The 20,625-nt window shown below is 59.4% G+C and carries 16 protein-coding genes; 15 read left to right on the top strand and 1 reads right to left on the bottom strand.

Annotated features, from left to right (window positions below; genetic code table 11):
* Nucleotides 1-3: 3 nt before the first annotated feature.
* The 14 genes from QRN38_RS07530 (at nt 4) to QRN38_RS07465 (ending at nt 18,338) form a co-directional block, all read left to right on the top strand.
* The gene (locus QRN38_RS07530) at nt 4-2,406 is read left to right on the top strand and encodes a TonB-dependent receptor (protein WP_057418077.1); all 2,403 of its coding nucleotides are present in this window, start codon (nt 4-6) and stop codon (nt 2,404-2,406) included.
* Between the two features lie 325 nt (nt 2,407-2,731).
* Nucleotides 2,732-4,108 (top strand): diaminobutyrate--2-oxoglutarate transaminase, encoded by a 1,377-nt coding sequence (locus tag QRN38_RS07525; RefSeq protein WP_057418078.1) that lies wholly within the window; start codon nt 2,732-2,734, stop codon nt 4,106-4,108.
* Nucleotides 4,109-4,298: 190 nt separating this feature from the next.
* Entirely contained in the window at nt 4,299-6,083 is a 1,785-nt protein-coding gene (locus QRN38_RS07520; RefSeq protein WP_005771539.1) for an IucA/IucC family protein, read from the top strand.
* Complete coding sequence (locus QRN38_RS07515) at nt 6,076-7,284, top strand: type III PLP-dependent enzyme (protein WP_057418079.1); 1,209 nt, start codon at nt 6,076-6,078, stop codon at nt 7,282-7,284. The genes QRN38_RS07520 and QRN38_RS07515 overlap by 8 nt, the downstream gene beginning before the upstream one ends.
* Nucleotides 7,281-8,687, top strand: a complete 1,407-nt coding sequence (locus QRN38_RS07510) for a DHA2 family efflux MFS transporter permease subunit (RefSeq protein ID WP_057418080.1) — start codon at nt 7,281-7,283, stop codon at nt 8,685-8,687. The genes QRN38_RS07515 and QRN38_RS07510 overlap by 4 nt, the downstream gene beginning before the upstream one ends.
* Nucleotides 8,688-8,708: 21 nt before the next feature.
* Nucleotides 8,709-10,562: an IucA/IucC family protein gene (locus tag QRN38_RS07505; RefSeq protein ID WP_057418081.1), complete on the top strand. Its 1,854-nt coding sequence runs from the start codon at nt 8,709-8,711 to the stop codon at nt 10,560-10,562.
* The gene (locus QRN38_RS07500) at nt 10,562-11,335 is read left to right on the top strand and encodes an HpcH/HpaI aldolase family protein (protein WP_024667874.1); all 774 of its coding nucleotides are present in this window, start codon (nt 10,562-10,564) and stop codon (nt 11,333-11,335) included. Before QRN38_RS07505 ends, QRN38_RS07500 begins: the two co-directional genes overlap by 1 nt.
* A gap of 4 nt (nt 11,336-11,339) precedes the next feature.
* Nucleotides 11,340-13,223, top strand: a complete 1,884-nt coding sequence (locus QRN38_RS07495) for an IucA/IucC family protein (RefSeq protein WP_057418082.1) — start codon at nt 11,340-11,342, stop codon at nt 13,221-13,223.
* The gene (locus QRN38_RS07490; protein ID WP_057418083.1) at nt 13,213-14,133 is read left to right on the top strand and encodes an ABC transporter substrate-binding protein; all 921 of its coding nucleotides are present in this window, start codon (nt 13,213-13,215) and stop codon (nt 14,131-14,133) included. Before QRN38_RS07495 ends, QRN38_RS07490 begins: the two co-directional genes overlap by 11 nt.
* Nucleotides 14,130-15,119: a FecCD family ABC transporter permease gene (locus tag QRN38_RS07485; RefSeq protein ID WP_024667877.1), complete on the top strand. Its 990-nt coding sequence runs from the start codon at nt 14,130-14,132 to the stop codon at nt 15,117-15,119. The genes QRN38_RS07490 and QRN38_RS07485 overlap by 4 nt, the downstream gene beginning before the upstream one ends.
* Entirely contained in the window at nt 15,112-16,143 is a 1,032-nt protein-coding gene (locus QRN38_RS07480; protein WP_005771552.1) for a FecCD family ABC transporter permease, read from the top strand. The genes QRN38_RS07485 and QRN38_RS07480 overlap by 8 nt, the downstream gene beginning before the upstream one ends.
* A 10-nt stretch (nt 16,144-16,153) precedes the next feature.
* Nucleotides 16,154-16,945 carry an ABC transporter ATP-binding protein gene (locus QRN38_RS07475; protein WP_005771553.1) on the top strand — a complete coding sequence of 264 codons (792 nt, stop codon included), beginning with the start codon at nt 16,154-16,156 and terminating at the stop codon, nt 16,943-16,945.
* Entirely contained in the window at nt 16,942-17,721 is a 780-nt protein-coding gene (locus QRN38_RS07470; protein ID WP_057418084.1) for an IucA/IucC family C-terminal-domain containing protein, read from the top strand. The genes QRN38_RS07475 and QRN38_RS07470 overlap by 4 nt, the downstream gene beginning before the upstream one ends.
* Nucleotides 17,718-18,338 (top strand): RraA family protein, encoded by a 621-nt coding sequence (locus QRN38_RS07465; RefSeq protein ID WP_081025369.1) that lies wholly within the window; start codon nt 17,718-17,720, stop codon nt 18,336-18,338. The genes QRN38_RS07470 and QRN38_RS07465 overlap by 4 nt, the downstream gene beginning before the upstream one ends.
* A gap of 79 nt (nt 18,339-18,417) precedes the next feature.
* Here the strand turns inward: QRN38_RS07465 and QRN38_RS07460 are convergent, their stop codons facing one another.
* Nucleotides 18,418-18,828, bottom strand: coding sequence for a hypothetical protein (locus QRN38_RS07460; protein WP_057418086.1), 411 nt, complete (start codon nt 18,826-18,828; stop codon nt 18,418-18,420).
* Between the two features lie 219 nt (nt 18,829-19,047).
* Here QRN38_RS07460 and QRN38_RS07455 point away from each other — a divergent pair, with 219 nt between their 5' ends.
* The gene (locus tag QRN38_RS07455) at nt 19,048-20,487 is read left to right on the top strand and encodes a hypothetical protein (RefSeq protein ID WP_057418087.1); all 1,440 of its coding nucleotides are present in this window, start codon (nt 19,048-19,050) and stop codon (nt 20,485-20,487) included.
* The last annotated feature ends 138 nt before the right edge of the window (nt 20,488-20,625 follow it).

The raw sequence follows: 20,625 nt of genomic DNA, 5'->3' as shown, positions 1-20,625 counted from the left end.
ACCATGCCCGCAGTGTCTCCCTACCGTTTGCGTCCGCTGTTGCATTTCAGCCTGTTGCTGACATTGAGTTCCAGCCCGTTTTTTGTTTCGACCAGTTGGGCCGAAACCTCGGGCAAACGTGCCTACGAAGTGCCAGCCGGTAGCTTGAGCGGCGCGCTGACCCGTTTTGCAGGTCAGGCCGGCGTCAACCTGTCGGTAGACCCCGCGTTGGTGAACGGTCGCAACAGTGCCGGCCTGACCGGCGATTTTGCGGTTGAAGAAGGCTTTGCGCGCCTGCTGCAAGGGTCCGGCCTGCAACTGGTGCCCGTCGGGGAGCAGGCCTACACACTGGTCCCGGCCCCGCAAGGCGCCGGCCTGCAACTTGCGCCCACCTCCATTGTGGGTGACAGCGGTTCAACTGATGGCCAGGAGTATGCCGGCGGTCAGGTGGCACGCAAGGGTTCGCAGGGCATGCTGGGCTCGCGGGACTTCATGGAAACGCCGTTCAGCATGACCACCTACACCAAGGACGCGGTGAAGAACCAGCAGGCCCGCACCTTGGGTGACCTGATTGCCAGCGACCCGTCCGTGCGGGCCACCAACCCGGCAGGCGGGCGGTACGAGCAGTTCACCATTCGCGGTTTCAGCCTGTTCAACAGTGACGTTTCCTACAACGGCCTGTATGGCATCCTGCCTACCTACACGATCGACATGGAAATGGCCGAACGGGTCGACATCCTCAAAGGGCCGAGCCAGTTGATCAACGGCATTTCGCCACGCGGCAGTGTCGGCGGAGGCATCAACGTGGTGCCCAAGCGCGCAACCGACAAACCCATTACCGAACTCACCACCAGCTATGCCTCCAAGGGGCAGGCGGGTGCCGCCGTTGATATCGGCCGGCGCTTCGGTGAAGACGACAAGTTCGGCATTCGTTTCAACGGCGTGAAGCAGTCTGGCGACACCGAATGGGATCACCAGAGCGTAGATCGTGACATGGCTGTGCTGGGTCTGGATTTCCGTGGTGAGCGCTTGCGTCTGTCTACCGACATCGGTCACACCGAACGCGACACTGACGCCCCGCAGGAGCGCGTGCAGATTGGTGCAAACGCGATAGTGCCCAACGCCAACAAGGTGCGCGACAACTACGCGCAGTCGTGGAGCGAAGCCCGCACCCGAGACACCTTCGGCGCGGTCAACGCCGAGTACGACGTCAGCGACTCGGTGATGCTGTACGGCGGCGTCGGCGTGCGCAAAAGTAACCACGAGTTTCTGCGCCATGCGGTATCAGTGACCAACAATGCAGGGGACTTCAGCGTCCTGCCGCGTGACTTCACCCGTGACGAAAATGTCCGCACGGCCACCTTCGGGGTGCGCAACTGGTTCAATACCGGGCCGGTAAGCCACGAAGTCAATCTGGCCGCCAGCTCGTTCTACATGGACTTCGAGAACGGCGGCGCACGTTATGCGGCAGCGCCGAGCAACCTGTTCAACCCGGTCGATACGCCGACACCCAGCAACCCGACTCGTCAGGACGCCAAGGTCTACACCGAGAACCGCTTCACCGGCCTGGCGCTGTCTGACACCCTGGGATTCTTCGATGACCGCCTGCTGCTGACCCTCGGCGCACGCTGGCAGCGGGTAAAGGTCGATGACTGGACCGATGATGTCAAAGGCGACACCGCTTACGACGAGGAAAAGATCTCGCCATCCGGGGGCATTTTGTACAAGGTGACCGACGATTTCTCGGTGTATGCCAACTACATGGAAGGCCTGAGCCAGGGCAAGATCGCTCCGTCGACCTCGATTAACGAAGACCAGATATTCCCGCCGTTCGTCAGCCGTCAGGTCGAGGTCGGTGCCAAGTATGACCTGGGGTCGTTCGCCTTCACCGCTGCGGTGTTCCGTATCAAGCAGCCTGCTTACGAGACCAATACCGCATCGCGGGTCTTTGGCCCGAATGGCAAGCGCCGCAACGACGGTGTCGAGCTCACCATGTTCGGCGAACCTGTTCAGGGCTTCCGGCTGCTGGGCGGGGTTATGTACATCGACAGCGAGCTGACCAACACCGTCAACGGTACGTTCGATGGCAACCGTGCACCGGCCACTCCCGAGTACAACGTCAACCTGGGCGCTGAATGGGACGTGCCAGGCGTCAACGGCCTGACCCTGACCGGGCGGGGCATCTACACCAGTTCGCAGTACCTGGACCAGGCCAACAGCAAAAGCATCGATTCCTCCGAACGGTTCGACCTGGGCGCGCGCTATGCGTTCAAGGTCGATCAAAAGGACATTACGCTGCGGGCCAACGTCGAAAACGTGATGAACAAGTACTACTGGAGTTCGGCCGGAGCCTCAGATGACAGCGAGCCAGGTCTGACCCTGTCAACGCCGAGAACCTACCTGCTTTCGGCAACCATCGGTTTCTGAGTCAAACCAGCGGCCCAGGGAAGGGCCTGTATTGATGAGCGATAATCAAATTGCGTTATAAGCTGATCAATTAACTCACTGTTGCAAAGCGGCCAGTTATTCCAATGGCTTCTTTCAATAGTTTGAATATTTATAAAAGGCATCCACGCCGATGCTGTCAAGTTAAACAATACCGACCTGAGCATCGGCATATTCGCGTGCCTGGTTATTTATAAAAAAGGAGGGCATTACTTTCATTTAAATTTCATCTTTTTTTCGAAACAACGGGTTGCACTTTTCAGGAAATGATAATAATTTGCATCCAGAATTTAGCGAGGGTTAACAGATGTTGAATGATGGCTTATTGCACTCTACTACGTCCCACAAAACCAATGCCAATTATCTGGACAGGCAAAGCAAGTTTGAATCCAATGTAAGAAGTTACCCGCGCAAGTTGCCATTGGCTATTGCCAAGGCACACGGCGTATGGGTGACCGATGTAGAAGGCACCACCTACCTCGATTGCCTGGCCGGGGCGGGAACATTGGCACTGGGGCACAACCATGAAGCGATCATGGCCAGCCTCGACAGCTTCCTGACCTCGGGAATGCCGATGCATACGCTGGACCTGACCACCGCGGTCAAGGACGCCTTCAGTGAAACCCTGCTCGGCCTGTTGCCAGGGCAAGGGCGTGATTACTGCCTGCAGTTCTGCGGCCCGTCCGGTGCCGATGCGGTCGAAGCCGCAATCAAGCTGGCCAAGACTGCCACCGGTCGCCATAACATCATCAGCTTTTCTGGCGCGTACCACGGCATGACCCACGGAGCCCTGGCGCTGACCGGCAACACCGCGCCTAAAAATGCCGTCGCCAACCTGATGCCTGGCGTGCAGTTCCTGCCGTATCCGCATGAATACCGTTGCCCACTGGGCATTGGCGGCGAGGCAGGGGCCGAGGCGCTGAGTTACTACTTTACGCAGTTCATCGAAGACGTCGAAAGCGGCGTGTCGCTGCCAGCAGCGGTTATCCTTGAGGCCGTGCAGGGCGAGGGCGGTGTCAATCCTGCGCCGGCTGCGTGGTTGCAGCAGATTCGCGAAGTGACCCGCAAGCACGGCATCCTGCTGATTCTCGATGAAGTGCAGGCCGGTTTTGGCCGCACCGGCAAGATGTTTGCCTTCGAGCACGCCGGCATCGAACCCGACGTCATTGTGATGTCCAAGGCGGTCGGTGGTGGCCTGCCGCTGGCGGTGCTCGGCTTCAAACGCGAGTTCGACGCCTGGTCGCCGGGCAATCATGCGGGCACCTTCCGTGGCAATCAGATGGCGATGGCAACAGGTCTTGCCACCCTTGAAGTGCTGCAACGCCAGAACCTGCCCGCCCAGGCTGCCAAGCGCGGGCAATGGCTCAGGGAACAGCTCGGTCTCTTGCAGCAGCGTTACCCGGCCATGGGCCAGGTACGTGGGCGCGGGTTGATGCTGGGCATAGAGATTGTCGATGAGCGCCAACCGGCGGACCGTCTTGGCAGCTTCCCGATGGACCCGGAACTGGCGGTGGCCATTCAACAGCACTGTTTCAAACAGGGCCTGTTGCTTGAGCGCGGCGGCCGAAATGGCAATGTGATCCGACTGTTGCCGCCGCTGATCATTACCGAAGAACAATGCCAACTGGTTATTCAACGCTTTGAAGAAGCGCTCAAGGGTGCGCTGTCTCAAGTGCGTAAATAACACTGCGCATTCATCGCGCTTATTCAATTGACCGTCAACGGCATCTTGCCGATGTGTAAGCCCGTACCGGCAGTCGCGTTATCGTGCGGCAATCGAGGCCTCATCCGTTGTTGCAGCGTCACCCAAGTTGCGATGCCCTTCAAGTACGGCGTCACTTAAACAGTCAGCATAAAGCGACTGTGGAGCAGACATGACTAATACCGACCGCACCGTTTTATCAAACATGGTGAGCGAGCTGGCAACCACTCGTGCGTTACTCAACTGCCTGATCAAAGAGTTCGCACTGCCCGAGAACTGCCTGCATTACACCTGGCCCGAAGGCATGCAGGGTATTGCCCCTGGCAGTTTCGTGGACGGCGGCCAATGGAAGGGCATCCCGCTGACCATCAGCCTGCCCAACCAGCAGCAGTTTTTCGTGCTGGTGGACCGCCGCGACCGCCTGGGCAGCCATCGCTACCTGTCCGATGTCTACGCACGCAACGGCAACAGCACTTGGCGCTGCCTGGCTTTTCCGGAGTTTGCCCAGCAGTTGCTGACGGCGTGTGAGCACATGACCCGCGCCAGCAATGACGAACTGCTGGATCAGGTTCTGCAAAGCCAGCACCTGACCGCTGCCATCGTGGCGCACAACATGACCGGCCAGCACCCGGCACCGCTGAGCGGCTATCTGGCCAGCGAACAGGGTTTGTGGTTCGGCCACCCCAATCATCCGGCCCCCAAGGCGCGTCTGTGGCCTGCGCATCTGGCTCAGGAAACCTATGCGCCGGAGTTTCAGGCGCAGACCGCGCTGCACCTGTTTGAAGTGCCGCTGGACGGGCTGCGCATCACCGCCAATGGCTTGAGCGAAGCGCAGGTCATGGCGGGCTTCGCCGACCAGTCACGGGCTCGCCCGGACCATGCGTTGATCTGCATGCACCCGGTGCAGGCGCAACTCTTCATGCAGGATCGTCGCGTGCAGCGGCTGATCGAACTGGGCGAGATCGCAGACCTGGGCACCAGTGGCCCGCTGGCCAGCCCGACAGCCTCGATGCGCACCTGGTACATCGAGGGCCACGACTATTTCATCAAGGGCTCGCTGAATGTGCGCATCACCAACTGCGTCAGGAAAAACGCCTGGTACGAGCTGGAGAGCACGTTGATCATCGACGAGTTGTTTCAACGCTTGCAGCAGACACGGCCACAAACCCTGGGCGGGCTGTCCACCGTGGCCGAACCCGGCTCCATGAGCTGGGCACCCAAAGGCGTCAGCGAGAGCGACGGCCACTGGTTCCGCGAGCAGACCGGCGCCATTCTGCGCGAGAACTTCTGCCGTCGTTCCGGCGCGGATTCCAGTGTGATGGCAGGCACGCTGTTTGCGCGCGATTTGCGTTCACGGCCGCTGGTGCATGACTTCCTCGAGCGCTTCAACGGCGGCGAGCTTGAAGACGAGCACCTGCTGAGCTGGTTCGATGCGTATCAGGCCCTGCTGCTGCGTCCGGTCATGGCATTGTTCTTCAATCATGGCGTGGTGATGGAGCCACACCTGCAGAACGCCGTGCTGATTCACGATAACGGCCAGCCGCAGCAGTTGCTGTTGCGTGACTTCGAAGGTGTCAAGCTGACCGAAGAACTGGGCATCAAGGCGATTCAGGTCGGCCTGCACCCGCGCATTCGCCAGTCGTTGCTCTACACCCGCGAGCAAGGCTGGAACCGCATCACCTATTGCCTGCTGATCAACAACCTGTCCGAAGCCGTGCTGGCCCTGAGCTGGGAGCGGCCGCATCTGGCACCGTTGATGTGGCAAAAGGTCGAGCAGCAGTTGCAGCGTATCCGCGACGAACTGGTGCTGCCTGCGCCGGAGCTGGACGCATTGATTGCCGGCCAGTCGATTGCCTGCAAGACCAACCTCAAGGTGCGTCTGGCCGCCAAGGCCGACCGTGAGGCCAATTATGTACGCCTGGCGTCACCGTGGAGCACGGAGGCTCGTTATGCATAAGCTGCCTGAAACCGTACTGGGCGCCATCCACGAGGCCCGCGCGCTCGAAAGCGACCCGCTGGCAGCGTTCATCTACGACCTGGACGCACTGCAGCAGCATGTCAGCGAAGTCATGGCGGCGCTGCCGGCTGGCGTGGAGCTGTATTACGCAATCAAGGCCAACAGCGAAGCGCTGATGCTGGAAACCCTGGCGCCACTGGTCAGCGGTTTCGAGATTTCCTCAGGTGGCGAGATCGAGCGGGTCATGGCCTGCCAGACGCGCAAGCCCTACGTGTTTTCCGGCCCCGGCAAACTCGACTCGGACCTGCGCTCGGCGCTGCTCAACAAGGTCGAAGCCGTTCACCTGGAAAGCCTCAACGAGATCCAGCGTCTGCAGCATCTGGCTGAACAAACAGGGCGTGTGCAGCCGGTGTTCATCCGCATCAATCCACAGCTACCGGCAGCACAATCGAGCAAGCTGGCGATGGCCGGGACCGCGACCCCGTTCGGCATCGACGAAGCGGATCTGGCCGAAGCCGTGCGCCTGGTGGACAGCGCCACGCACCTGACGCTCAAAGGGTTCCATGTACACGCCATGTCACACCAGATGTCGGTGGAGCGCCACGAGCAACTGCTGGATTTCTACCTGCAACGCTGGCAGGCATGGAAAGCCCTGGCCTGTCACCCCGAGCAACTGACCCATTTCAACGTCGGTGGCGGCATTGGCGTCGATTACCTGAACAGCCAACAATTCGACTGGCAGCGCCTGTTTCGCTATCTGGAAAAACGCTTGGGCGAGCAGCCTGACGCGCCGATCCTGCGTTTCGAGCCGGGACGCTTCATCAGTGCGTATTGCGGCTATTACGTGATCGAGGTGCTGGACCGCAAAACCAGTCACGGTGAGCATTTTCTGGTCTGCCGGGGCGGTACGCACCAGTTCCGCCTGCCGGTTGCGCAGAGCCATGATCATCCGGTTATCCACTTGCCGAGCGTGCCACCGACTGCTGCGTCGCCTGAACAGGCGTACACCGTTGTCGGCCAGTTGTGTACACCCAAAGATGTGCTGAGCCGCCGTCAGCCCTTCAAAGACGTGAACATTGGCGACCTTCTGGTCCTGCCGATGGCAGGTGCTTATGGTTACAACATCTCGCACGCCGACTTTCTGTGCCATCCCAGACCGCCACAGCACTTTGTGCGCAACGGCGAACGGGTCAGCCAATGAGTGTGAACGTTCCACGCAGTTGGGTGGTGATCAACGTGCTGCTCGGCACGCTGACGGTCAGCCTGAGCAACAGTTCGCTCAACCCGGCGCTGCCGACGTTCATGGACGCGTTCCAGATCGGCCCGTTGCTGGCCACCTGGATCGTGGCCGGCTTCATGACCAGCATGGGCATGACCATGCCGCTGACCAGCTTTCTCAGTCAGCGGATCGGCCGCAAACGTCTGTACCTGTGGGGGGTGGCGCTGTTCGTCGGCGGCTCGTTGCTGGGCGCGATGGCCAATTCCATCGCTCTGGTCATCACTGCGCGGGTGGTACAGGGTGTGGCCAGCGGGCTGATGATTCCGCTGTCGCTGGCGATCATCTTCTCGGTCTACGAAAAGCACGAACGGGGCAGGGTGACCGGGTTGTGGAGCGCAGCGGTAATGCTCGCTCCGGCGCTGGGCCCGCTGTGTGGCAGCCTGTTGCTGGAATGGTTCAGCTGGCGCTCGCTGTTCCTCATGAACGTGCCCATCGGCTTGCTGGCCTTGCTGCTGGGCATCGGCGTACTGCCGGACTCGGAGCCTGCCGAGCGCAAGCCGTTCGACCTGATCGGCTACCTGCTGATTGCGTCGGGCATTGGCCTGTTGATGATCGCTATCAGCCGCATGCATCACGCTCAAGCGCTACTCGATCCGTTCAATCAGGGCATGGTGCTGGTCGCCGTGGCCTGCCTGATCGCTTTTGTGCGGGTGGAACTGCGTCGTGAAGCACCGCTGCTCAATCTGCGCTTGTTCAATCTGCGCGGTTACCGGTTGAGTGTAATCATTGCCGTGGTGCAATCGGTGGGCATGTTCGAGTGCCTGGTGCTGCTGCCGCTGCTGGTTCAGACCGTGCTCGGTTACAACCCTGTCTGGACTGGCCTGGCACTGCTGTGCACCGCCGCGTTCGCCAGCCTGTTCGGGCAGTGGGGCGGCAAGGCGCTGGACCGTCACGGCCCACGCGCCGTGGTCGCCATCGGTCTGTTGCTGACCGGTTTTTCGACCCTGGCACTGGGCATGCTCAGCGCCAATGCGTCGATTGGCGTGGTGTTCGTGCTGATGATGGTGCGTGGCGCGGGCCTTGGGCTTTCCTACATGCCGGTCACCACCGCGGGGCTCAATGCCTTGCCCGAACCGATGGTCACGCAGGGCGCCGCGATGAACAACATCTCCCGCCGTCTGGTCGCGTCGCTGGCCATTGTCATCGCCTCACTCTGGCTGGAATTTCGCCTCAATAGCGCAGGGCCGCTCGCCACGCCGTCGGCCATCAGCGAAGTCTTTATCGTCACCGGCGTGCTGATCCTGCTGGCGCTGCCCTGTGCGTGGCGCTTCCCCCTTAACGACGAGCGCGCCGAGGCCCAGCCCGACGCGGTCCAATCCCGATAATTTTTCGTTCGAGGTATGAACATGGCGACCCCTTTACCGCTGCACCGTCACGCTGCTTCACCCACAACAGCCACCGGTGACTGGCTGGCTGATATCGACACCACAGGTTACGAAAAAGTACAGCGCCGGGTGATCGGACAGTTGCTGCAAACCCTGCTGTACGAAGCTGCGCTGCCTTACCGTTGTGAGCCGCTGGGCGAGCATCAGCACCGTTTCAGCGTGCCGCTGGGTGATGGCGTGGAGTACCGCTGCAACGGCCTGCTCAGCACCAGTTTCGAGCTGATTCGCCTGGACCACGCCAGCCTTGAGCGCTTTGACAGCGAGGGCCAGCGCTCGACGCCGGACCTGCACCTGGCGCTGACCGAACTGCTCGCGCCGTTCAAGGACAGCCCGCATCTGGCGCGCTTCATTCAGGAAATCGAACAGACCCAGCTCAAGGACCTGCAAGCGCGCAATCAGGGTTATCAAGCTGGCAAACCCGCACACCAACTGGACGTGGATGCGCTGGAGCAGCATTTCATGGACGCCCACAGCTACCACCCGTGCTACAAGTCGCGAATCGGCTTTTCTCTGGCCGACAACCGCCATTACGGGCCGGAGTTTGCCACGCCTTTCGCGGTTGTATGGCTGGCGGTCGCCAAATCGAGTGCTTCGGTGGGGCATTCGCGCAGCATGGATGTGCAGGCGTTCATTCGCGAGGAACTGGGGGCACAGCGCTGGCAGGAGTTCGCCGGCACCCTGGCCGCACGAGGCAAATCCATCGACGACTATCAGTTGATGCCGGTGCACCCATGGCAGTGGGACAACGTCACGGTGTCGACCTTCTACCCGGAACTGGCCAGCGGCGAGCTGGTGTATCTGGGCACCTCGGCCGATCAGTACAAGGCTCAGCAATCGATCCGCACGCTGGCCAACGCCAGCCAGCCAAAGCGTCCTTACGTCAAGCTGGCGATGAGCATGACCAACACCTCCAGCACGCGGATTCTGGCGCGGCATACGGTGCTCAACGGCCCGATCATCACTGACTGGTTGCACCAGTTGATCGCCACCGACAGCACGGCGCGGGCACTCGACTTCGTGATTCTCGGCGAAGTGGCGGGGGTCAGTTACGATTACCGCCACCTGCCCGAATCCCGTTCGGCACAGACCTACGGCACGCTGGGCGCGATCTGGCGTGAAAGCCTGCATCAGTACCTCAAGGACGATGAGCAAGCGGTGCCGTTCAATGGCCTGAGCCATGTGGAAAACCGCTACGGCGAAGGCGAGCAGGCACCGTTCATAGACGCCTGGATCAGCCAGTACGGCCTCAAGGAGTGGACCCGTCAGCTATTGCGCGTCACCGTGCCGCCGATCATTCACATGCTCTACGCCGAAGGCATCGGCATGGAGTCCCACGGCCAGAACATCGTGCTGATCGTCAAACAGGGCTGGCCGCAGCGCATCGCCCTCAAGGACTTCCATGACGGCGTGCGTTATTCGCCCGCGCACCTTGGGCGTCCCGAGCTGTGTCCGGCGCTGGTGCCGTTGCCTGAAAGCCACGCGAAACTCAACCGCAACTCGTTCATCATCACCGATGACGTGAACGCAGTGCGTGATTTCTCCTGCGATTGTTTCTTCTTCATCTGCCTGGCCGAAATGGCAATTTTCCTGCGTCAGCAGTACCAACTGGACGAAGCACTGTTCTGGCAGATGACCGCTGAGGTGATCCTCGACTACCAGCAGGCCCATCCGCAGCACCGCGACCGTTTCGGGCTGTTCGACGTGTTCGCGCCAACGTACGAAGTGGAAGAGCTGACCAAACGCCGCCTGCTCGGTGACGGCGAGCGGCGCTTCCGTTCGGTGCCCAACCCGCTGCATGCCTACAGGCCGCAATGATGCTGAGGACAAATACGCTCAAGGGCAAACTCGGCAGCGGCCAGCCGGTGTACGGGCTGATCAGCTCAATTCCGGCCCCGGCCGCCATCGAACTGATCGCCGAGGCCGGGTTCGATTTTGTGATCATCGACATGGAACATGTGCTGATCAACCCGGAAACGGTGGAAAACATGATCCGCGTGGCGGAGAGCTATGGCCTGACGCCGCTGGTGCGGGTCGCCGATCTCAACCCGAAAACCCTGCTGCGCCTGCTTGATGGCGGCGCTCAGGGCATCGTTTTGCCGATGATCGAGCGCCCCGAACAGCTGGCAGACGCCATTGCCGCCTGCAAGTACCACCCGCTGGGCCGTCGCAGCCTGAATGCCGGTCGTCCCGGCTCGTTCGGCAAACACAGCCTGGCGCAGTACGTCGAGGCTGCCAATCAGCAAATCATGGTCGTGGCAATGATCGAAAGCGCCGAAGGCGTGCGCCGCGCCGCCGAGATTGCGGCGGTAGCGGGGCTGGACATGATCCTTGAAGGTGCGGCCGATCTGTCGCAGTCGCTGGGCATGCCCTGGCAGATCGATCAGCCCGAAGTGCAACAAGCCTTATACGACACCTGGCAGGCCGCACAGGCCGCAGGCGTTGCTTATTGCACCATTCCCCGGCAACCCGGCGATGCTGCCCGTTGGCAGGCTCGCGGGGTCAACGCCTTTGTTCTGGGGGATGAGCGCGGAATCGCTTTTCGTGCGCTACAGGCCCGTTTGAACCACATTTCAGCAGAAGGAAAATAACCCGATGAACTTCACTTCACTCGCCGCTGACCTGGTCATGCAGGATCTGGTCGATTGCCTGCTGGCTGAAGACTTTTTTGGCCGCGAGCCATTGAGCCTGCAGGACACCGCTCACTGGCAATCGCGCCACCCGCTGGCGCCACAACTGGCGGAGCAAAGCCCCGCGCAGCAGGTCTGGGAATGGTGCTGCGATGCCTCTGAGCAGCGTTTCATCAGCATCGCGTTGCGCCCCGGCATCACCCAGCAATGGGAGAAGGTTCCCGGCAGCCCGGTGCTGGGCCGTCAGGACGAGCGCTGGACGCAGTTATCCCCGGAAGACTTCATGAAATGGGTGTTTGCCGGCAAGGCAACCCAGCTTCAGGACAGCGAGCGCCAGGAAAACGAAAAAGGTATCGCGCTGTTTCTCGAGGTCCTGCGCATCAGTGTCTGGCAGACCGCGCTGTCGCTGGACCACAGGGTTGACCATCAACACCTGATGGCCCAGGACGGTGCAACGTTCTTCCGCACCATGGAACAGTGGGCGTCGCTGCGTGATCGACCTTATCATCCGTTGGCCAAGGCCAAGCAGGGTCTGAACGAGCAGGAATATTTGCAGTATCAGGCCGAGTTTGCCCAGCCGGTGGCGCTGAACTGGGTCGCCGTCGACAAGACCCTGCTGCAATGCGGAGGCGGCGTAGGGGATGTGAATGCGTCTTTCCCGGCGCGTTACCTGCTGCCGCACACCCTGCAAGCCGAGCTCGATCAGGAGCTGCAACAGCGCGGCATTGCCGACAGCCACGTGGCGCTGCCGGTCCATCCCTGGCAGTTCGAGCACGTGCTGGACGTGCAGCTGGGTGACGTTTTCGCCAAAGGCGAGTGCCAGCGCCTGACGTTCAGCGCAGCCACGGTGTATGCCACCTCGTCGTTGCGTTCGATGACGCCGTGCTTCAACAGCGCCGACTACCTCAAGCTGCCAATGGCGATCCATTCCCTCGGTGCATCCCGTTACCTGCCTGCGGTCAAGATGATCAACGGCGAGCTGAGCGAGAAACTGCTGCGCGAGGTAGTAAGCAAAGACCCAACCCTGAGCTGTTCGCTGCACCTGTGCGACGAGGGCAAATGGTGGGCGTTCATGCCGCCGCAAGCCACGCTGTTTGACGAAGCGCCACGGCACCTGTCGGCGATGGTACGCCAGTACCCCTCGGCCTTGCTGGATGACCCGGACTGCCGTCTGCTGCCGATGGCCGCACTGGGCACGCCGTTGCCGGGCAGCAATCGGCATTTCTTCGATGAATGGATGGCGTACCGCGACCTGCCGCGCAATCAGGCTTCGGTGCTGACCCTGTTCCGTGAGCTGAGCCACAGTTTCTTCGACATCAACCTGCGTATGTTCCGCCTGGGCATGCTAGGCGAGGTACACGGTCAGAATGCGGTCATGGTCTGGAAAGCCGGTCAGGCGCAAGGGCTGCTGCTGCGTGACCACGACTCGCTGCGTATCTTCGTTCCGTGGCTGGAACGCAATGGCATGAGCGATCCGGAATATCGAATCAAGAAAGGTCATGCCAATACCCTTTATCATGACCGCCCCGAGGACCTGCTGTTCTGGCTGCAGACCCTGGGGATTCAGGTCAACGTGCGGGCAATCATGGATACGCTGGCCCAGGTTTACGAGGTACCGGTCACAGCGTTGTGGACTGTGCTGCGCGATGTTCTGGATAATCTCATCACTACCATCGAATTCGACGACGAGGCACGTGCCATGATCAGGCATCAATTGTTCGACGCACCGAACTGGCCACAAAAACTGCTGCTCACGCCGATGATCGAGCGCGCTGGCGGGCCGGGCAGCATGCCGTTCGGCAAAGGCCAGGTGGTCAACCCGTTCCACAGGTTGCGCCGTGACACCTGACCAAACCCTGCATCCTTCGCGGCGCACACTATTGCGCCTGTCGCTGGGGTTACTGGCGCTGCCCGGCATTGGCCGGGCAGCGTCGTTGCGCTCAGAGCCTTTGAGAATCGTCACCCTGTTTCAGGGCGCATCCGACAGCGCCGTGGCACTGGGGGTGACGCCGTGCGGTGTGGTGGACTCCTGGAGCGAAAAACCGATGTACCGCTACCTGCGCCCGGCGCTGGCAGCGGTGCCGCACGTGGGCCTGGAAACTCAGCCGAGTCTTGAAGACATCGTGCTGCTCAAACCGGACCTGATTGTCGCATCGCGCTTTCGCCATCAGCGCATCGCGCCGCTGCTTGAACAGATCAGTAGCGTACTGATGCTCGAAGAGGTATTCGAATTCAAGCGCACGCTGGCAATGATGGGCACGGCAATCAATCGTCAGCAACAGGCCATGGAACTGCTCGGCCAATGGCAGCGCCGTGTGACAGCGTTGCGCGGTCAGTTACAGACGAAATTCGCCGGGCGCTGGCCGATAACCGTGTCAGTGCTCGACATTCGCGAGGACCATATACGCAGCTATCTGCCTGCCAGCTTCGCCGGCTCGGTACTTAGCGAGCTGGGCTTTGCCTGGACACCCGCTGCCCGCGAAGCAACCGGCGTTTCCCTTAAACTCAGCAGCAAAGAGAGTTTGCCTGTGGTCGATGCCGACCTGTTTTTCATCTTCCAGCGTGCGGACAGCAAAGCCGCACAGCAAAACTACGACAAACTGGTCCAGCACCCGTTCTGGCAACAGTTGCGCGCCCCTCAGGACAAACAGGTGTGGCGCGTCGATGCGGTTGCCTGGAGCCTGTCGGGTGGCATTCTGGGTGCCAACCGCATGCTCGATGAAATCACCCAAGTGGCGATGGCGGACAGCGCCTCATGACGGCAACCATGAAACTGGGCCTGGGACTGTTGATGCTGGTGGCGTGTATGGGGTTGAGCCTGGCCACCGGTGCCAGCTGGATCTCGCCGTCGGCAATCGTTGCAAGCCTGTGGCAGCCAGACGTGTTGAATCCTGTTCAGCACGTATTGCTCGATACCCGGCTGACACGCACCTTGATGGCCGTCGCCGTGGGCTCCAGCCTGGCGGTTGCCGGTGCGCTGATGCAGGCCCTGACACGTAACCCGCTGGCCTCGCCGGGGCTGTTTGGCATCAATGCCGGGGCGACGTTTGCCATCATTGCCTGTTCGTCGCTGTTCGCCCTGACCTCAATGAGCCAATGGCTGTGGTGCGCCTTCATCGGTGCGGCAGTGGCGGGGACGATTGTCTGGGTGATCGGCAACCGCGGGCAAGGCAGCCTCAATCCGTTACGTATCGTGTTGGCGGGCGCGGCGATCACTGCGCTGTTTACCGCTTTCAGTCAGGCGTTGCTGGTGGTCAATCAGGACGGTCTGGACACCGTGCTGTTCTGGCTGGCCGGTTCGTTGTCGGAGCGTGATCTGCTTACCGCAGCGCCTTTGCTGATGTGCGTGGTACTCGCGTTGGGCGGTTCGCTGGTGCTGGCCGGACAGGTCAACGTGCTCAATACCGGCGAAGCCATCGCCACGGCGCTGGGCCAACGGACCGGGCTGATTCGCCTGCTGATGAGCCTGGTGATCATCGTTCTGGCCGGCAGCGCCGTGGCGTTGGCGGGCAGCATCGGTTTCATCGGGTTGCTGGTGCCGCATATGGTGCGCAAGACGCTGTCCATCGATCATCGCTGGCTGCTGCCTGGCTGCGCGGTGCTGGGCGCTACGCTATTGCTGCTCGCCGATACGCTGGCGCGCGTGGTGATCCTGCCTCAGGAAGTCCCGGTGGGCGTCATGACTGCGCTGTTCGGCGCGCCATTCTTCATCGCACTGGTTCGTCGGGGGGCTCGTTATGGGTAAGCACCTGACGCTGCGTTATCGCGGCTTCTCCCGTCAGTTCAGTCTGGCGGTGCTGGTGCGTCTGAGCGTCGCAGTGGCGCTCACAGTGCTGGTGGCACTGGGCTCGCTGGCCGTGGGCAAGGTCAATCTGTCGCCTGCGACATTGATGAGCGTGTTGGCCGGGCACGCAGACGCCAGCCTGGTGTTCATCGTCGAGCAACTGCGCATGCCGCGTCTGGCGCTGGCGGCACTGGTGGGCGCGGCCTTGGCGGTGTCCGGGCTGATTCTGCAAAGCATCATTCGTAACCCTTTGGCCTCGCCGGACCTGCTGGGCATCACCAGCGGTGCCAGCGCGGCGGCGGTGTTCTATCTGTCATTTTTCTCGACCGCACTGGGCGCGCAATTTCTGCCGCTGGCAGCTGTTTCCGGGGCCGGGCTCGCCGCGCTGGTTATCTACCTGCTGGCCTGGAATCAGGGCGCTTCGCCCTTGCGCATGGTGTTGATCGGGGTAGGGGTGTCGGCGCTGCTGGCGGCGGTGACCACCTTCATTCTGGTGTTCAGCCCGTTGACCACCACCTTGTCGGCCTACGTCTGGCTGACCGGGAGCGTGTATGGTGCCAGTTGGCCGGAACCTCGCGCCCTGGCTGGCTGGCTGTTGCTGACCTTGCCGCTGCTGGTGCTGCTCGCCCGCCAGGTGCGCATGCAACAACTGGATGACGACCTGGCCCAGGGCATTGGCGTGAGCGTGCAATGGTTGCGCGCCGGCCTGTTGTTGGTGAGCGTCGCGCTGGCCGGTCTTGCGGTCGCCTGGGGCGGGGCAATTGCCTTTGTCGGGCTGATCGCGCCGCACATTGCCAAGCGCTTGATGCCACCGGGGTTTACCGGTCAGGCACTGATGGCCGCCCTGATCGGCGCCAATCTGGTGATGCTCGCCGATCTGGCCGGACGTACGCTATTCCTGCCGCTGGACCTGCCCGCAGGAATTTTTGTTGCGGTGCTGGGCACACCGTTTTTTCTGTATCTATTGATTAACCAGCGGCATTAAGGAATTACCGATGGCGCCCATCGCAACCCATGACCTGACCCTGAGTTACCAGCGCCAGGTGATTATCGACAGCCTCGACCTGCAATTGCCCGAAGGCCAGGTGACCGTGCTGATCGGCAGCAACGGCTGCGGCAAAAGCACCTTGCTCAAGTCGCTGGCGCGGCTGCTCAAGCCACAGCAGGGCACCGTGGTGCTCAATGGTGCAGACATCCATCAGAAATCCACGGCCACGGTCGCCCGTGAACTGGCGATTTTGCCGCAGATGCCCAGCGCTCCTGAAGGCATCAGCGTGCGCCAGCTGGTGGCGCTGGGGCGTTACCCCTATCAGAACTGGATGCAGCAGTGGTCCGCGCAGGATGAAGCGATGGTCGAACGGGCCTTGGCGCAGACCGGCATGCAGGACCTGGCCGAGCGTCCGGTGGATGCCTTGTCCGGTGGTCAGCGTCAACGTGCGTGGATCGCTATGACCCTGGCGCAGGACACCGACATCGTGTTGCTGGACGAACCGACGACCTTTCTCGACCTGGCTCATCAGATTGAAGTGCTGGACCTGCTGCGCGACCTCAATCGTCAGGAAGGCAAAACCATCGTCATGGTTCTGCACGACCTCAACCTGGCCTGCCGCTACGCCGACCACATGGTCGCCGTGCACGAGCGCACCGCATTTGCTCAGGGGCGACCTGTCGACATCCTCAGCGAAGCGCTGGTCAAGCAGGTGTTCGGCCTCAACTGCCGGATCATCGCCGATCCGTTCTTTGGCACGCCGTTGTGCATTCCCTTTGGCCGGGAACTGCCACAATGAGTGCCGCGCAGGCCTTCAGCGAGCCCGAATGGGCGTTGTTGTCGGGGGTGCTGCAGCTCAGGCGCTCGGATGCGCGCGACCCGCGCTCATTGCTCGCAAGGGGATTGTTGGACGATCAGGCGTGCGAACAGCTGCTGACAGCCCTGGGACCGATCATTGGTTCTCCGACCTTGGCGATCACTGCGTCACTGCTGGCCAAGCGCTTTTCCTTTCTGAGCACGGGCGCTTGCCTGTACGCCATGTCGGTCTACGACAAGGGCCTGATCCTGTCGCTGGACAACAGCGTGATCGAGTACGCACACGATGATGGCCTGTGGACCTCTTCCATGCCCTTGGTAGACGTGAAACCTGTAGGCTATGAGCCGGGTGCCCGCGAGGCGTGGCGTGACATGATCGTCGGCACCCTGTTTCGCGACATGCTTCAGCCACTGTGGGAAACCTTCAATCGTGTGACCGGTATTTCCAGGCGCATTCTCTGGGAAAACACCGCCGTACGCGTCTATTCGCTGTACGACAAGCGCATGGAAAAGGTCGAAGACCCGCTGATTCGCCAACGCTATCAAGCCGATTTCGACTGGCTGCTGAATCAGGCAGACCCGGCTCTGTTCGGGCTGAGCTACAACCCGCTGAAACACTTCCGCCGTCCGCAAACTGTGCTGGAAACCGAGGGCAAAAGTGTCCGCTTTCGTCGCACCTGCTGCTTTTATTACGACGCCAGCAACCCCGTCGAATATTGCTCCAACTGCCCGCTGCTGAGACCCAAAAAATGTCGATGAACAAACAGATTGCACACCGCCAGCAACAGCTCAGCGACGCCGTCATCGAGCAATTCCGTGGCATCGCTGCGTCCACCCTCGGCCACCTGACCGACAGCGGCTACCTGCGCGGCATCAGGCCTTTGTTCGACGGCGCCCGATTGGTCGGCAATGTCGTCACCGTCAAAGTCAACCTGCCAGACGGCAGCATCCTGCGCGACGCACTGCTTAACAGCTTGCCCGGCGACGTGCTGGTGATCGAATGCGTCGGCGACGAGCACTGCGCCTGCTGGGGCGAACTGCGCACCCTGGCCGGCCTCATCAAAGGCCTGGCCGGCGTGGTAGTGTCCGGCGCAGTCACCGACGTCGCCGCCTTGCGCGAACATCGTCTGCCGGTCTTCAGCCAAGGCATCAGCGCCGTCACGACGCGAAGCCTGGGGGAAAGCGGCGAACTCAACGGGCCGGTCAATATCGGCGGGGTGGCTGTCAACCCGGGCGATATCGCGATTGGCGACGACGACGGTGTGTTTATCCTGAGCCCGCAGCAGGCGAATGAGTTGTTGCCTGGGTTGTTGATGAAGGAGGGCGCTGACAGAGCGCGGCGGGATGAGTTTTTGGGGCGGTTGAATTCGCGATAGCGATGGGACCTGTCGGCGTCTATATACTATAGTTACGCCGCAGAGTCCCGTACGTTGCATCACCCTAAAAAATAATGACTCAGATAGACTCAAGAATTTCTTTACGGCGTGAAATGTATTCAACCTCATCAATTAAATTACGGTTTTTAAGCGAGAGAAGCTTTTCCAAGCGTGCTTCGACGTTGTCAGGAGGCGTGCTCACAGCTGGCTTGATAACCGGTGACTCTGAGGCTCCAGCGCAAGCGGCGCTGATGTCGTTCATGAGCGCTATCTCGTCAAAAACAGTCTGCCCTTTCTTATCGCGCATCAGGTTTGAATAAGCACGGCCCAACGCCAAGGTTTGGTGACGCAAACCTGCATTTCTGGGGTCGGCTTTGAGATTATCCAAAGATTTTTGGTACTTTTGACGCGCTTCAGTTTTTGCTTTCTCGCTAGCCCAAGCAACGAGCATGCCTAAAACAACTACAACAATTACGATGAACCAAAACATACTCATAGTTTTTTATTTTCGCAGCAGTGTCTGCGGCGCATATAGTACTTCAATGCCAGCTGTTTCATCCACTCCAAATTGATTCTGGACGGTTGTTGCAGAAGCCGAGTGCTCGACGTACGCCATTCACAACGATGCCAAAGCGAACATGCGAGCTTTTAGCGTTGATTTACGCCTAGAAGCGGTAGATAGTAGGCGTTTATGAGATCTGGAGTTTTTATGGACGAATTGGCCAGTTTCAACACGACGTTAAGCCATCGCCATTATGGAGAGGGCGCTTATGCTCATAGAAAACAGTATTCGTCGCTCACTGACTTGAGGATTATCACCTACGGCGCGGCGACTGGTCTGAAATCATTGTTCAGGTATGTGAACCAGGAATACTTGAGTCGCGCATCAGGATCGCCCGCCAAAATCCTGCTTGGTCTTGCTGGAGTAGCTGAGTTCAATGATACTCAAGCAGACGAGATAACCAAAGTGATTGTGGCGATTGCCGATCAATTGTCCAGTGCTACAGAATTTTATTTACATGCTGCGTGCCATATTAAATTGCTGAGCCACGATAGCGTCGCATACCTAGGGTCGCAAAATGTATCCAATGGTGCAGAGCCCTATTTTGAAGGCGCAAACTCGTCAAAAAAATACTTCAATCGTTTTCATGAAGTCATCCTCAAGGTCGAAGACACAGATTTGGCGTGGATCGATACTTTGCTAGAGAAGGTCATCTCTGACCACCAACTTTGCATCCGGATAACTAGAGAGCATCGAAATCTAAGAGTGGCGCAGGAACTAGTCCGAGATTTTGTGCATAATTCAAAACTTGAACGCATCATTGAAAATATTACGACGGGCAACCTGCTGGAGGAATTTCTCACTAAAAAGAAGACACTTATGGAGATAGAACTAAATGACACATCTTCTGCTGAGCTTTGCAAGCTAGTGAATGCCATCACGCAGGAACAACACCCTGAGGTATATCTAATCCAACTGAAAGAGCTTTTACTGCCTGATACTGACTTTTCGTGGTTCAAGTTGGAAAGCGCTCTGTCGGAACTAAAAAATATCATATCAAAACTAGGAGATAATTTTCCTGGAAAAATTGAGTTACAATGTAAACTGGATGATGAGCAGCCATTGATTCTGGCCGACGAGAGCGACGACCGCCTTATTTACTCTATTCAAAAAGTCGCTCACGCCCATGACCTGGAGTCTTTGGATGAGTACATAGAGAATCAAAAAAACAACATTATTCATTCAATTATACAGTCACCTGACTACTCGCAGGATTATATGTATGGCGCAATTGACAACGACGGCAATGTAAATGAAGAGCTTTTAAACAATCGTTTCTCTGCCAAAGACACTGAGCGGGATGAAGATGAGAATGGAAACTTCTACAGCTATAAGCGCTACGCCATGTCTTTAGATGAGAAGCTAGATCAAGTGGATGTCACTGCGCTACGTCTGGATTTAAAGGCTGTGTTCAGCAAAGAAATCAATAAGCTATGGGCTGACGATGTACTAAAACTGGTGGGTGCTCTGTCAAAGCAAATAATGCAGCTATATAAACGAGAATTAGACAGCAAGGACTTTTCCAAATTTTTTAGTTTGGCGGGGACTGGTCAGCCCGGCAAATGGTCTCCCAAATGGACTGGCTAGACTATATATACAAACGCATCACCTTGTGAATAAAGCCTGAAACACAACTCCCCATCAATATACTTATACTCCTACTGCAAATACACAACGCGCGACATTAACCATTTTCGCTGGTCCGATACAACCGTTCGAAAATGA

The organism is Pseudomonas sp. CFBP2511, assembly GCF_030209255.1.
Taxonomy (GTDB): Bacteria; Pseudomonadota; Gammaproteobacteria; order Pseudomonadales; family Pseudomonadaceae; genus Aquipseudomonas; species Aquipseudomonas avellanae.
This window is presented reverse-complemented; position numbering and strand designations above follow the sequence as displayed.

What these genes read in the sequence shown, in the direction of transcription:
- QRN38_RS07530 (WP_057418077.1), top strand. Translation starts at nt 4, where the DNA reads ATGCCCGCAGTGTCTCCCTACCGTTTGCGTCCGCTGTTGCATTTCAGC.
- QRN38_RS07525 (WP_057418078.1), top strand. Translation starts at nt 2,732, where the DNA reads ATGTTGAATGATGGCTTATTGCACTCTACTACGTCCCACAAAACCAAT.
- QRN38_RS07520 (WP_005771539.1), top strand. Translation starts at nt 4,299, where the DNA reads ATGACTAATACCGACCGCACCGTTTTATCAAACATGGTGAGCGAGCTG.
- QRN38_RS07515 (WP_057418079.1), top strand. Translation starts at nt 6,076, where the DNA reads ATGCATAAGCTGCCTGAAACCGTACTGGGCGCCATCCACGAGGCCCGC.
- QRN38_RS07510 (WP_057418080.1), top strand. Translation starts at nt 7,281, where the DNA reads ATGAGTGTGAACGTTCCACGCAGTTGGGTGGTGATCAACGTGCTGCTC.
- QRN38_RS07505 (WP_057418081.1), top strand. Translation starts at nt 8,709, where the DNA reads ATGGCGACCCCTTTACCGCTGCACCGTCACGCTGCTTCACCCACAACA.
- QRN38_RS07500 (WP_024667874.1), top strand. Translation starts at nt 10,562, where the DNA reads ATGCTGAGGACAAATACGCTCAAGGGCAAACTCGGCAGCGGCCAGCCG.
- QRN38_RS07495 (WP_057418082.1), top strand. Translation starts at nt 11,340, where the DNA reads ATGAACTTCACTTCACTCGCCGCTGACCTGGTCATGCAGGATCTGGTC.
- QRN38_RS07485 (WP_024667877.1), top strand. Translation starts at nt 14,130, where the DNA reads ATGACGGCAACCATGAAACTGGGCCTGGGACTGTTGATGCTGGTGGCG.
- QRN38_RS07480 (WP_005771552.1), top strand. Translation starts at nt 15,112, where the DNA reads ATGGGTAAGCACCTGACGCTGCGTTATCGCGGCTTCTCCCGTCAGTTC.
- QRN38_RS07475 (WP_005771553.1), top strand. Translation starts at nt 16,154, where the DNA reads ATGGCGCCCATCGCAACCCATGACCTGACCCTGAGTTACCAGCGCCAG.
- QRN38_RS07470 (WP_057418084.1), top strand. Translation starts at nt 16,942, where the DNA reads ATGAGTGCCGCGCAGGCCTTCAGCGAGCCCGAATGGGCGTTGTTGTCG.
- QRN38_RS07465 (WP_081025369.1), top strand. Translation starts at nt 17,718, where the DNA reads ATGAACAAACAGATTGCACACCGCCAGCAACAGCTCAGCGACGCCGTC.
- QRN38_RS07460 (WP_057418086.1), bottom strand. Translation starts at nt 18,828, where the DNA reads ATGTTTTGGTTCATCGTAATTGTTGTAGTTGTTTTAGGCATGCTCGTT.
- QRN38_RS07455 (WP_057418087.1), top strand. Translation starts at nt 19,048, where the DNA reads ATGGACGAATTGGCCAGTTTCAACACGACGTTAAGCCATCGCCATTAT.